This is a genomic window from Streptacidiphilus fuscans, from assembly GCF_015690355.1.
Taxonomy (GTDB): Bacteria; Actinomycetota; Actinomycetes; order Streptomycetales; family Streptomycetaceae; genus Streptacidiphilus; species Streptacidiphilus fuscans.
In genome coordinates this window covers 21,522-32,147 of record NZ_JADPRT010000007.1, presented here as the reverse complement: position 1 = coordinate 32,147, position 10,626 = coordinate 21,522, and the positions used below count along the sequence as shown (strand labels likewise).

Sequence of the window (10,626 nt, the reverse complement as noted above, 5' to 3'; positions counted from 1 at the left end):
CCTCTTCCGTTCTCTTCTTCGGTACCGTCGGCTCTTGCGAGCCGGCTACGCCTCGACGTAGGCGACGAGGATGGTCGAACGCAGCACCGACACCGAGTAGATGACGCGGACGTCCTCCAACTCGTCGCGGTAGTCCCGGAGCAGGGGGAACCGCGTCGGGAGTCCGAGCTCCGGGGCCAGGGAGAGCGCGGTCAGCGCCCGGTCCAGCCGACGGATCTCCTCGGTGCCGGTGAGCGCGTCGACCTGCTTGCGCGCGCCCTCGGTGAACCGGATCTGCGCACGCCTGAGCCGCCGCCTAGAGGACACGGCCCGTGGGACCCTCGGCCAGTCGCGCGAGCGCGGTCTCCCGGATCTCCTCCCAGGCCACGCACTCGTCCACCGCAGGAAGCCCGTTGGTGGCGATCGACTCCAACGCCGCGGCCAGGCTGTCCCCTCGGGCGCGCTCGTCGGCGGCCCACGCACGCAGCGCGTCGGCCGCGTCGGCATCCCACCGCGCATCCGGCTGACTCACTCGGCTCCTCCCCAGGCCCCGTCCCGCCCTGCCGTCCGCAGGCTACCCGGACCCTACCGGGTCGAGGCTGGGCCGTTCGAGGGACCCCGGGAGCCGGTCGGAACGTCTGGTTCGCCTGGTTCTTCCGGCTCAGGTCGGTTGGGGTGAGGGTGGTTCGGGTCGGGGTGGAGCACCATGAAGAACGACCAGGCCGGTTCCGCGAGATCGCTGGGGCGCTCGGCGAACTCCTCCAGCAGGCCGCTCAGTCGGCTGCGGAACTCGTCCATGTCCCCGGGCGACAGGCGCAGGCCCATGCGGGTGCTGTCGACGTCCGCCGCGGGGACCAGGGCGAGCTCCTCCAGGAACGTCTCCAGCATCGTCCGGTCCAGCGCCGGGACTTCGAGCCGCCAGGACTTCCGCGTCGCCAGGTACGGGATCTCCCGCGCGCCCCGGGCGCCGCGCCGCTCCTCCTGCGCCTCCAGGAACCCCGTCCGCACCAGTGTTCTGGTGTGGTGCAGCACGCTCGCCGGGTCGCGCCCGAGGATCTCGGCGATCTCCTTGTTGGTGTGCGGCTCGCCCAGGCAGATGCGCAGGATGCGGAGCCGCAGCGAGGAGGCGAGTGCCTTCGCCTCGTCGTCGGTGGCCGGTCTGCGCTGCGTCATGCACAGCATCCTACGAGTGATTGACAAAAACCAATCACTCCGCCACGGTGAACACATGACGGCTCGGCTGTGGCGACACCGCGATTTCCGCCGGCTCTGGATCGGTGAGTCGGTGAGTCAGTTCGGCACGATGGTCAGCCAGTTGGCGCTGCCACTGGTGGCCGTCCTGGTGCTGCACGCGACCACCTTCCAGGTCGGGCTGCTCTCCGCCTGCGAGACGGTGGCCTTCGTCGTGGTCGGGCTTCCGGCCGGGGCGTGGGTGGAGCGGATGCGGTTCCGATCCGTGCTGATCGTCAACGACCTGCTCCGCGCCGCGCTGCTCGCCTGGGTGCCCCTCGCGGCCGCCCTCGGCATCCTCAGCGTCGAGCAGCTGTACGTGGTCGCCCTGGTCACCGGGGTCTGCACGGTCTTCTTCGACGTCGCCTACCAGTCCTACCTACCGCAGTTGATCGACCGAGAGCTGCTGGTCGACGGCAACGCCAAGCTCCAGGCCAGCGAGTCGGTCAGCCAGATCGCGGGGCCGAGCGTGGGCGGCGCGCTGATCCAGGCGCTCACCGCGCCGTTCGCGGTGCTGGTGACGGCGGGGACGTTCCTCTGGTCGGCGCTCTGGGTCTCCCGCATCCAGGCGCGGGCGCCACGTCCCGAGCGCAGTCCCGACCGCAACCTGGTTCGCGAGATCCGCGCCGGGCTGCGCTTCGTGCTCGGCAACCGGATGCTGCGCGCGATCGCCCTGTGCACCAGCACGTCAAACCTCTTCGGCGCGATGATCACCGCTGTGGTCTACGTGCTGCTGGCCCGGCAGCTCGGCCTGTCGCCGGGGGTGATCGGCCTGCTCAGCTCGACGTCCGCCGTCGGCGGTCTGCTGGGCGCGCTGATCGCCGCCCGCGTCGCCGCCCGACTAGGCCAGGGCCCGGCGATCTGCGCGTCCGCGGCGGTCTTCGGGCCGTGCGCGCTGGTCACGCCGTTCGTGCAGCGCGACTGGACGCTGGCGCTGTTCGCCGCGGCGCAGCTGGTCATGTGGACGGGCATCGTCGTCTACAACATCACCCAGGTGAGCTTCCGTCAGGGCCTGTGCCCGCCAGGTCTGCTGGGCCGGATGAACGCGACCATGCGGTTCCTGGTCTGGGGCACCATGCCGTTCGGCGCCTTCCTCGGCGGCGTGCTCGGCACAGCGATAGGCGTGCGCGACACGCTGCTTGTCGCCGCGCTCGGCGGCTCCGCGACGTTCCTGGCGGTCTTCCTCTCGCCGCTCCGTCACATACGCGAACTCCCCACGTACGACGGGGTGTCCGACGCCCCCGCCCCGGGCCCGCTCGTCGTCCCGACCGAGGGGTGACATCGGGCGGAGCGACGGCGGACGGGTGGCGGGAGCGGCCGGTCGCGGCGGTCAGAGCCGCTCGTCGCGGACGATTTCCAGATTGACGAAATGCGGTGGGGTGATGCAGGCGTTCTGCATCTCCTCCGCGATGTGCCGGGTCTCCGGCAGCTCACTGTTGCGCATCGCCGACTCGTAGGACGGGAACTCCACCATCTGCATGAAGTGCGTCGGCTTGTCGCGGTCCATGCCCACGGAGGAGTGGGTCGCAGTCCGTTTGCCCTCGGTGACCCGTAGCCACTCGTCCATCAGGGCGTTGAACCGCTCTGCTTCCTCGGTCTCGTAGTCGATGACCTGAACGAAGGTCATGCCGCTCGACCTCCTTCCCCGCGCGGAGCGTTCCCGCGCGTGGAATCAGCGTCCCGCGTCGGACAGATCACCACAAGACCGGCAGAACGTCATCGCCCGGCTACCGGTCGTGGCGGGTGCGGGTGCGGGTGCGGGTGCGGGTGCGGCGCGGGCGCGGTTGTGCGTACGGCCGCGACCGCGGTCCTGGCTACTCCAGGACTGCGTCCAACTCCTCCAGCGCGCCGGTCACGATCGCCCGCATCGCGCGCTCGGCGCGGACGCCGTCGCCCGCGCAGACCGCTTCGGCCACCTCGCGGTGCAGCTGGACGGCGTACTCCTCCGGGTGATGCGGCATGAGGTGGTGCTCGGTGCGCCCGCGCAGCACCGCCTCGACGGTGTCGCCGAGGTGGGCGAACATCTCGTTCCCCGACGCCTGCAGCACGGTGGCGTGGAAGTCGGCGTCGTGCCGGAGGAAGGCGGCCAGGTCACCGGCCCGCCCGGTCATCGTCATCTCCATGGCCAGCGCGCTGAGCGCCCGCCGCTGGTCGTCCGTCGCATGTGTGGCTGCCAGCCCGGCCGCCGCCGGTTCGACCGCTACCCGCAGCGAGCCCAGCGAACGCAGCTGCGCGCTGCGGTCCGCCCCGGCCAGCCGCCAGGCGATCACGGTGGGGTTGAAGACGTCCCACTCGGACTTGGGCCGGACCGTGATCCCGACCCGCCGCCGCGACGCGACCATCCGCATCGACTCGAGCATCCGCACCGCCTCGCGGACCACGGTGCGGGAGACGCCGTAGCGCTCCTCCAGTTCCTCGATCCGCAGGATCGAGCCCACGGGGATCTCGCCTGCGGCGATGGCGGGTCCGAGATCGGCGAGTAGGCGGCCCGGCAGGCCCTGGAAGTCCATCCGTCCAGGTTAGGGGGCGTACGGCCGAACCTGGACCACGGGCGGTAAGTATGACCATTTCGAAAACGGGGGTTGATTAAGTCATACCTTTGAACGACACTGTGGCGACCAGAAAGTAGAACGGAGCACCAGCAATGGCTCTCAGCGTCGAGATCCAGCGCCCGGCGATGGCCATCGTCGTGATGGGTGTGGCGGGGGTCGGCAAGACCACCGTCGCCCAGGGCCTCGCCCAGCGCCTCGGCCTGCCCTACGGCGAGGCCGACGACTTCCACCCCGCCGCCAACATCGCCAAGATGGCGGCCGGACACCCCCTCGACGACCAGGACCGTGAGCCGTGGCTCCGGGCCCTGGGCGCCTGGCTCGGCGAGCAGGTCGCCGCCGGCAACGGGGGAGTCGTCACCTGCTCGGCGCTCAAGCGCAGCTACCGCGACCTGCTGCGCGAAGCCTGCCCGTCGGCCTTCTTCCTGTACCTGACCGGCCCGGACGCGCTCATCGAGGAGCGTCTCGCGCACCGCAGCGGTCACTTCATGAAGGCCGGCATGCTCGACTCCCAGCTCGCCATCCTCGAACCGCTCGCGGCGGACGAGAACGGCGCGGCCCTGGTTGTCGACGCCTCCCCGGAAAACCTCGTCGAGTCCGCCGTGGCACTGCTGCCACGGCCTGTCAACGGAGACCTCGCGTGACCAGCCTGTCCACCCCCACCGCCTTGCTGGCGGACGCGACCCCTGCCCTCGCCCACTCCCACAGCCAAGGTCAGCTGCTGCTCGCCGCCCTGCTCGGCATCGGCGTCATCGTGCTGCTGATCACCAAGCTCAAGCTGCACCCCTTCCTCGCCCTGACCCTCGGCTCGATCGTGCTGGCGGTGGTCGCCGGCGCGCCCTTCGACAAGCTGACCGACAGCTTCGGTACCGGCTTCGGCGCGACCGTCACCAGCACCGGCCTGCTGATCGGCCTCGGCGCGATGCTCGGCAAGCTGCTGGCCGACTCCGGCGGCGCCAACGTCATCGCGGACACGGTGCTGGCCCGCTCCAGCGGCCGGAAGCTGCCCTGGGCGATGGCGCTGATCGCGGCCGTGCTCGGATTGCCGCTCTTCTTCGAGATCGGCGTGGTGCTGCTGGTCCCGATCGTGGTGCTGGTCGCCCGCCGCGGCAACCTCCCGCTGATGCGCGTCGGCATACCCGCCCTGGCCGGTCTCTCCATCCTCCACGGCCTGATCCCGCCCCACCCGGGTCCGCTGGTCGCCGTCAGCGCCCTCCACGCCAACCTCGGTGTGACCCTGGCGCTGGGCCTGCTGGTCGCCATCCCTTGCCTCATCATCGCGGGGCCCCTGTTCTCCCGCGTCGCCGAGCGCTGGGTCGGCCCGCTGGAGATCCCGGAGCAGCCGGAGCCCGAGGCCCCTGCGGCGATCGAGTCCGCCTCCGAGCACGCCCCGGCCTTCGGCGCGGTGCTGGCCACCATCCTGCTGCCGGTCGTGCTGATGCTGACCAAGGCGTTCTTCGACGTCGTCGTCGATTCACCGAAGGCTGTCGGCCAGCGGATCTTCGACTTCGTCGGCTCGCCGTTGATCGCGCTGCTGCTGGCGGTGCTCGTCGGCATGGTCACCCTGGGCAAGGGCGCCGGCTTCACCAAGCAGCGCATCTCCGACTCGCTCAGCTCCTCCCTCGGCCCCATCGCCGGCATCGTCTTCATCGTCGGCGCGGGCGGCGGCTTCAAGCAGACCCTGGTCGACGTCGGCGTCGCCAACGCGGTCAGCTCGTGGGCCGACAAGCTCCACATCTCCGCCCTGCTGCTGGGCTGGCTGATCGCCGTCCTCATCCGCCTGGCCACCGGCTCGGCCACGGTCGCGACGATCACCGCCGCGGGCATCGTCTCCCCGCTCGCGGTCGGCATGAGCACCACCCACACCGCCCTGCTGGTCCTGGCGGTCGGCGCGGGCTCGCTCTTCTTCAGCCACGTCAACGACGCGGGGTTCTGGCTGGTGAAGGAGTACTTCGGGATGAGCGTCGGCCAGACGGTCAAGTCCTGGTCGGTGATGGAGACCCTGATCTCCGTCGTCGCGATCGCCATCATCCTGCCGCTGGGCCTGGTCATGTAGACCACCCCCAGCGCCCCTGGACGGCGGCCCCGCTGCGTTCCCCCGACGCAGCGGGGCCGCCTTGTCGTCTACTGAACAACCCCTTCACGCGCCCCCGTGTGAGACTCACTTCCCGCCCAGCGCCTTCCGCCGTGCGCCGTGGCACAGGCAGTCGCAGCCGAGCACCCGGCCGCTCACCCTGTACACACCGACCGGGCACACGTGGTCCTCCGCTGTTGCGACAGGGCTGCAGGTCCCGAAGAACGACCGTGCCGGCGCCTGCCACGTCCGCACGCCCGGCTGCGGCCAGGTGAACGGCTTCTGCGTCTCGGGGTACTGCGGCCGGCTCAATGGTGCGCCTGCAGCGTTCGGGCGGGCATGGAGAAGAGGTCGGCTCGGCGTTCCAGCATGTCCTCGGCGTCATGCCTGGTCTCGAACCTGAGCGGCCGGCCTGGCTCGCCTTCCAGGGTCTTGCCGTTGACGATGACCCGGTACATGCCGTCGGCATCCTGCTCGATGCGTGCGCTCACGCCTGCACCTCGCAGTCGCCCGCCGTGCAGGTCTTCGCGCGCCAGCCGCCGCCGACTTCGCCGTACACGTGCCCGGAGTCTTCAAGAATCGCCCCGGTGCTGTGGCAGAGCATGCACGCGTTGCCGCGGAGCTGAGCGTCGGTCACGAGCCGCTCCAGAGTCACACCGTCCGGGGTGAGCCAGCGGACGGGAATCGTCGGCTCTGGTGGAGCGGTCAGGTCGGTCATCACGCCTCCAGCAGGATGCAGTCGGGGCACGTGACGACCAGCTGGAAGCTCCTCCGCTCACGTGCGCGATTGGCTGACGTGATCCATGCTGACGATCTGCAAGGGGGGTGAGGGACACACCTTGTGTCCCTGCGTGGAGGGCCTGCTAGAGGACGTGTGCCCACTCCGCGAACCCGATCAGGGCGTCCCGGTCCGTCTTCTTGGACCTGAGCAGCGACTGCAGGGTCTGATGGACCTGGCCATGCTCGCGGACCTGCTGTGGGGCGATCGTCCGGGCCACCCGCAGCGACTCGAAGGCGTCGTCGTCGCGGGACTGCCACAGCTGCGCGCGGGCGATGTCGATGTAGAAGTGCGATCGGCGCTCGGCCGGTAGATGCCCTGGTGGCTTCCACGCGCGGGCGGCGTCGAGGACGGTCTGGGCGTCACCGAGCTCGACTGCGACGGCGACCTCGTGGACGTAGTAAGACTCCGGGCCGAACGCCGTGCCCGCGTACACGGCTTCGGGCACCCGGGTCGCGCATGTCTTCGCGTGCCGCAGGTGCTCCTTCGCGCGATCCTCTTGGCCGATGCGACCGGCGGCGACCGCGGCCCGCATGTGCAGTGCTCCGACAGCGGCTGTCACGCTACGGGGGCGGCTGGCCGGGGCGGCGTCGATCGCCGCTTCCAGGGTGCGCAGGCCGGTTGCGAGGTTTTCCGGCTTCCCGCCGGCGAAGAACACCTCCATGCGTACGTACGCTGCGGTGGCGTCGAGCGCGGGGTCTTCGGCTATCCCGGCGGCCCACCGCATGAGCTCGACCAGGCGCGCAGACAGGTCGTGGTACCGGAACTTGTAAACGACGGCGTCCGCCGACCGGTACGCGGACGTGAGGAGGGCGGCGGCCTGCTGCCGCTCCACGCCGTCGAGAGTGTGAACGGCCCGGGACAGCTCGGCCAGCAGCGCTGGGAGGTCGCGGATGAGCTGGGAGTAACCGGAGTTCAGGCGCTCCTCCTCCAACGTGGAGGCCGCCTGCCGCAGTTCGCGGAGCGGCCGGATGGGGCCGTCGTCGGGCAAGTCGTAGGCGTCGACGGCCATCCGCAGCTTCGGGATCGCGTCGTGGACCCGGCCGCTGAGGCGGCCGATGGCGCCGAGAAGCTGCTCCGGGTCCATGTCGAGGGCGTCAGCGATGGACTCCAGCACCTGATCAGACGGCGTCCTGCTGCCTTGCTCGATCTTCTTGACCGTGCTCGGCGAGATGTGCGCTGCGGCGGCGAGTTCCTTCTGATCCATGCGCTTGAGGTGCCGGGCGGTCGCGATACGCGCCCCTACCGAGTCGGGGTTGCGCGGTGGCATGCTGGACTCCGTTCCTGACTCACTATCCGGAACGGTACGGCCACGTCCCGTAGCTGTGCAGGCGAAGCGCCCGACTGCGCCCACGGCAGCCGGGCGCTACTCTCGTCGAGCCGCCAGCACTTCGACCAACTCGCTCAGGGAATCGACCCGGTAGTCAGCGCTCGCTGCCTCGGGCTGATCCGCCCACAGGTAGCCCCACGGGCCACGCCGAAGATGACATGCCTTCAACCCGGCGGCCTGCGCGGGTGCGATGTCGTTCGCCGGATGATCGCCCACGTAGAGGATCTCCTCGGCCGGGCGTCCGGACCATTTCAGCAGGCAGTCGAAGAACGCCTTCGTGGGCTTCGCCGCACCCCACTCACCCGAGGTCGCGATCCCGTCGACTGGTAGCTCGAGCGCCCGCAGCAGCCCGGCAACCCGTGCGGTCTGGTTTCCTGCGATGCCGACCCACAAGCCGGCGTCCCGCAGGGCCTGGAGCGACGTCCGGACGTCGGGGTAGAGGTCGGTGTCGTCGAGGCGCTCGCCGTGGCCCCACCGCTCGCGCTTCTCGTACTCGGCCCAGAGGTCCAGGTCGGGCTTGATCAGTCTGAGGGCATCGGCGTTGTCTCGGCCCTGCGCCACGACTGCACCGACGAGTGCCGAGAGGGTGTGGTGCGGGACTTCGAGCCAGTCCGCCCAGTCCGCCCAGAACCGGCGATCCGAAGTGATGGTCTCGCCGACGTCGAACACAACCGCACTGATCTGAGGCATGCAGGGAGCCTACCTGCGAGGTGGTGGACGTCAGAAGAACCAGCCTCCCATCGCCCAGCGCGCGAAGTCGGGCCACAAGACATGTCGCGGATGGCCGCGAAGTACGCGTCAGACGGACGTCGCCAGTGCACGCGCCGGTATCGAAGCAGCACACCCAGTTGCGGCATTGCTCCGGGGCGGCGTAGATCAATGGTCTGCCAGGCAAAGGGGACCTTCTACCGCCCGCCTGAACGCGAAGAAACCCCTCCCCGCCGCCGAAGCAGTGGGCAGGGGCTCAGATCTTGCTACGCGCCGATCAGTTGCGCGAGGTCTGCTGGCGTCACGTCGCCCGGTTCGCGCCCGTCCTTGAAGAGGTGGACCCCGGCCACGGCGTAGGCGGCGTCGGTCAGTTGACTGCAAATCATCGAACTTTGCGACGTCATGACATGCTTCGCCCAGGGGATCCGCACGCGGAAGTGCCACAGTGCCAGCGCGAAGTAGTCTGCGGCCGAGTACGGCACCCCGATGAACGAGCGCGCCGCAGCCGCGATCCCGGTCCGCTCGGCGTCGGTCAGCTGCACGTGGCCCGTCGACCAGGCGATCGGCCGGCCCGCGTACTCGTCGACGTTCGCGAGGCGCGCGCCGCCCGGCTCTGCCTCGACGACCTGGCCGTCGCCGACGAACACTCCGGCGTGGTCCCAGTGGCCGAAGCGCGAGCCGTTGAGGAACTCGCCGACCGATATCAACACCCCGACCGGGCCGTCGACCTTCACCACGAAGAAGTCCCCCGGCAGGGGCTGTACCGGTGCGGTCGTCATCTCGTGGGCGGTTCGGCGGTCGGGGCGGGCAGGGGCTCGTGGTCCAGGGTTGTGAGCGCGCTCAAGGGGTCCTCCCGCTGAGGATCGACACCGGGCCGCGCAGCGGCCGCGAAAGAGATGTCATGTAGGCCAAAGTCGTGTGACTGCTTGGCCATTGAGTCGGCGAAGGCGGCCGGACAGGTCGTCGTGCCGAACCATCGGGGAGCGTGGGCGAGTGACGCCCGACGCGGCGAACGCGGCTGAAATCCAAGCCACGTAGACGAGTTGCTGTTCCAAGGAAGGTGTACCCGCATGGCGGGCCAACGCTGCACGCAACCTGCCACCAGATCCGGAATCGCAGGCAGCAGCAGCCCGTTCAGCTGCTGCTGCCCATCCCGGCCTGTATGACGGCGACGCTGTGGACGGGACAGAGGGTGTCCGGCTGGGCGGCGCTCAGCAGGATGATCGCCGCGTCCACCTGCGACCAGCCCTCATCCGTCAGGAGCGCCATCACCTGCGTCGGTGTGTGGGTCTGCAGGTCCGCGCAGCTTTCCACTCCGGCCGAGACGAGCTGCGCGTCAGGGGACTGCCCGGGCCCGAGGCGCTCGGTGGGCGGCTGGTCTTGGGCGGACCAGGTGTGCAGGTCCCGTAGGAAGGCGGAGACCGCCGCCGCTGTCGGTGGAGGAGCCGCGGTCGTGGCCGAACTCGGCGTCTCCGGGCAGGACGCGGGGCTGGTCAGGCTGGTTGTGACAGCCAGAAGGGCCAGCGTCATGGTGGTGAGGGCGAGCGAACGTCGCAGGTTCACAACTGGTCACTGTACGGCGGCTGTACAAATCTGGTGAAGAGTCAGAAACCATTTCTGGTGCGGGAGTCAGCGATAACCCGACTGCGGTCGCCGCGCACGCGTCAGCGAGAACCCGCTAGATCTTGCCGCTGATCAGGGCTGCGCCGATCGGCCCGACGACGGCCGCCATGACCGCGAAGATCACCGATGTCATCCAGAGCTCCCGGTCCGCGCCCGCCCAGCTGCGTTCCTTGCTCGACATCGCCTGGTACTCGGCCATGTGGCCGTTCATCCACGCCTTGTGCTTCCGGCGGGCCCGCCGGAACAGCGGGACCTCCACACCGACCAGCACCACGGCACAGCCGACCCACCACGCCACCAACACCGTCGCCCCCGTTGTTGTCCTCGGTCCGGGAAGCGTAGCGCCACGGGGCGA

At 69.8% G+C, this 10,626-nt stretch carries 15 protein-coding genes; 3 read left to right on the top strand and 12 right to left on the bottom strand.

Annotation, left to right across the window (positions count from 1 at the left end):
• Window positions 1–45: 45 nt before the first annotated feature.
• From I2501_RS17975 to I2501_RS17965, 3 genes are read right to left on the bottom strand one after another with little or no spacing between them, the layout of a single operon-like run.
• The gene (locus tag I2501_RS17975) at window positions 46–306 is read right to left on the bottom strand and encodes a hypothetical protein (protein ID WP_196195101.1); all 261 of its coding nucleotides are present in this window, start codon (window positions 304–306) and stop codon (window positions 46–48) included.
• Entirely contained in the window at window positions 296–511 is a 216-nt protein-coding gene (locus I2501_RS17970; RefSeq protein WP_236046754.1) for a hypothetical protein, read from the bottom strand. Before I2501_RS17970 ends, I2501_RS17975 begins: the two co-directional genes overlap by 11 nt.
• A 53-nt stretch (window positions 512–564) precedes the next feature.
• Window positions 565–1,152, bottom strand: coding sequence for an ArsR/SmtB family transcription factor (locus tag I2501_RS17965; protein ID WP_196195100.1), 588 nt, complete (start codon window positions 1,150–1,152; stop codon window positions 565–567).
• Window positions 1,153–1,207: 55 nt separating this feature from the next.
• On the opposite strand from I2501_RS17965, the gene I2501_RS17960 reads away from it, so the two are divergent.
• The gene (locus I2501_RS17960) at window positions 1,208–2,488 is read left to right on the top strand and encodes an MFS transporter (RefSeq protein ID WP_196195099.1); all 1,281 of its coding nucleotides are present in this window, start codon (window positions 1,208–1,210) and stop codon (window positions 2,486–2,488) included.
• 51 nt (window positions 2,489–2,539) lie between these two features.
• Here the strand turns inward: I2501_RS17960 and I2501_RS17955 are convergent, their stop codons facing one another.
• Together I2501_RS17955 and I2501_RS17950 are read right to left on the bottom strand one after the other, a co-directional pair.
• A complete protein-coding gene (locus I2501_RS17955) occupies window positions 2,540–2,836 on the bottom strand; it encodes a hypothetical protein (RefSeq protein ID WP_196195098.1) in 297 nt (98 codons plus the stop codon).
• A gap of 187 nt (window positions 2,837–3,023) precedes the next feature.
• Window positions 3,024–3,719, bottom strand: coding sequence for a FadR/GntR family transcriptional regulator (locus tag I2501_RS17950; RefSeq protein WP_196195097.1), 696 nt, complete (start codon window positions 3,717–3,719; stop codon window positions 3,024–3,026).
• Between the two features lie 134 nt (window positions 3,720–3,853).
• On the opposite strand from I2501_RS17950, the gene I2501_RS17945 reads away from it, so the two are divergent.
• Window positions 3,854–4,402, top strand: coding sequence for a gluconokinase (locus I2501_RS17945; protein WP_215909747.1), 549 nt, complete (start codon window positions 3,854–3,856; stop codon window positions 4,400–4,402).
• A complete protein-coding gene (locus I2501_RS17940) occupies window positions 4,399–5,814 on the top strand; it encodes a GntT/GntP/DsdX family permease (RefSeq protein ID WP_408022747.1) in 1,416 nt (471 codons plus the stop codon). Before I2501_RS17945 ends, I2501_RS17940 begins: the two co-directional genes overlap by 4 nt.
• A gap of 326 nt (window positions 5,815–6,140) precedes the next feature.
• Here the strand turns inward: I2501_RS17940 and I2501_RS17935 are convergent, their stop codons facing one another.
• From I2501_RS17935 to I2501_RS17905, 7 genes are all read right to left on the bottom strand, one after another.
• Entirely contained in the window at window positions 6,141–6,323 is a 183-nt protein-coding gene (locus I2501_RS17935) for a hypothetical protein (protein WP_196195096.1), read from the bottom strand.
• Complete coding sequence (locus I2501_RS17930; RefSeq protein ID WP_196195095.1) at window positions 6,320–6,550, bottom strand: hypothetical protein; 231 nt, start codon at window positions 6,548–6,550, stop codon at window positions 6,320–6,322. The genes I2501_RS17935 and I2501_RS17930 overlap by 4 nt, the downstream gene beginning before the upstream one ends.
• 145 nt (window positions 6,551–6,695) lie before the next feature.
• Window positions 6,696–7,880: a helix-turn-helix domain-containing protein gene (locus tag I2501_RS17925; protein ID WP_196195094.1), complete on the bottom strand. Its 1,185-nt coding sequence runs from the start codon at window positions 7,878–7,880 to the stop codon at window positions 6,696–6,698.
• Between the two features lie 96 nt (window positions 7,881–7,976).
• Window positions 7,977–8,630 (bottom strand): HAD family hydrolase, encoded by a 654-nt coding sequence (locus I2501_RS17920; protein ID WP_196195093.1) that lies wholly within the window; start codon window positions 8,628–8,630, stop codon window positions 7,977–7,979.
• A gap of 284 nt (window positions 8,631–8,914) precedes the next feature.
• Window positions 8,915–9,427 (bottom strand): hypothetical protein, encoded by a 513-nt coding sequence (locus tag I2501_RS17915; RefSeq protein ID WP_196195092.1) that lies wholly within the window; start codon window positions 9,425–9,427, stop codon window positions 8,915–8,917.
• 355 nt (window positions 9,428–9,782) lie between these two features.
• Window positions 9,783–10,211 carry a DUF732 domain-containing protein gene (locus I2501_RS17910; protein ID WP_196195091.1) on the bottom strand — a complete coding sequence of 143 codons (429 nt, stop codon included), beginning with the start codon at window positions 10,209–10,211 and terminating at the stop codon, window positions 9,783–9,785.
• 115 nt (window positions 10,212–10,326) lie between these two features.
• Window positions 10,327–10,575: a hypothetical protein gene (locus I2501_RS17905; protein WP_196195090.1), complete on the bottom strand. Its 249-nt coding sequence runs from the start codon at window positions 10,573–10,575 to the stop codon at window positions 10,327–10,329.
• Window positions 10,576–10,626: the final 51 nt, after the last annotated feature.

What these genes read in the sequence shown, in the direction of transcription:
- I2501_RS17965 (WP_196195100.1), bottom strand. Translation starts at nt 1,152, where the DNA reads ATGACGCAGCGCAGACCGGCCACCGACGACGAGGCGAAGGCACTCGCC.
- I2501_RS17960 (WP_196195099.1), top strand. Translation starts at nt 1,208, where the DNA reads ATGACGGCTCGGCTGTGGCGACACCGCGATTTCCGCCGGCTCTGGATC.
- I2501_RS17955 (WP_196195098.1), bottom strand. Translation starts at nt 2,836, where the DNA reads ATGACCTTCGTTCAGGTCATCGACTACGAGACCGAGGAAGCAGAGCGG.
- I2501_RS17950 (WP_196195097.1), bottom strand. Translation starts at nt 3,719, where the DNA reads ATGGACTTCCAGGGCCTGCCGGGCCGCCTACTCGCCGATCTCGGACCC.
- I2501_RS17945 (WP_215909747.1), top strand. Translation starts at nt 3,854, where the DNA reads ATGGCTCTCAGCGTCGAGATCCAGCGCCCGGCGATGGCCATCGTCGTG.
- I2501_RS17930 (WP_196195095.1), bottom strand. Translation starts at nt 6,550, where the DNA reads ATGACCGACCTGACCGCTCCACCAGAGCCGACGATTCCCGTCCGCTGG.
- I2501_RS17925 (WP_196195094.1), bottom strand. Translation starts at nt 7,880, where the DNA reads ATGCCACCGCGCAACCCCGACTCGGTAGGGGCGCGTATCGCGACCGCC.
- I2501_RS17920 (WP_196195093.1), bottom strand. Translation starts at nt 8,630, where the DNA reads ATGCCTCAGATCAGTGCGGTTGTGTTCGACGTCGGCGAGACCATCACT.
- I2501_RS17915 (WP_196195092.1), bottom strand. Translation starts at nt 9,427, where the DNA reads ATGACGACCGCACCGGTACAGCCCCTGCCGGGGGACTTCTTCGTGGTG.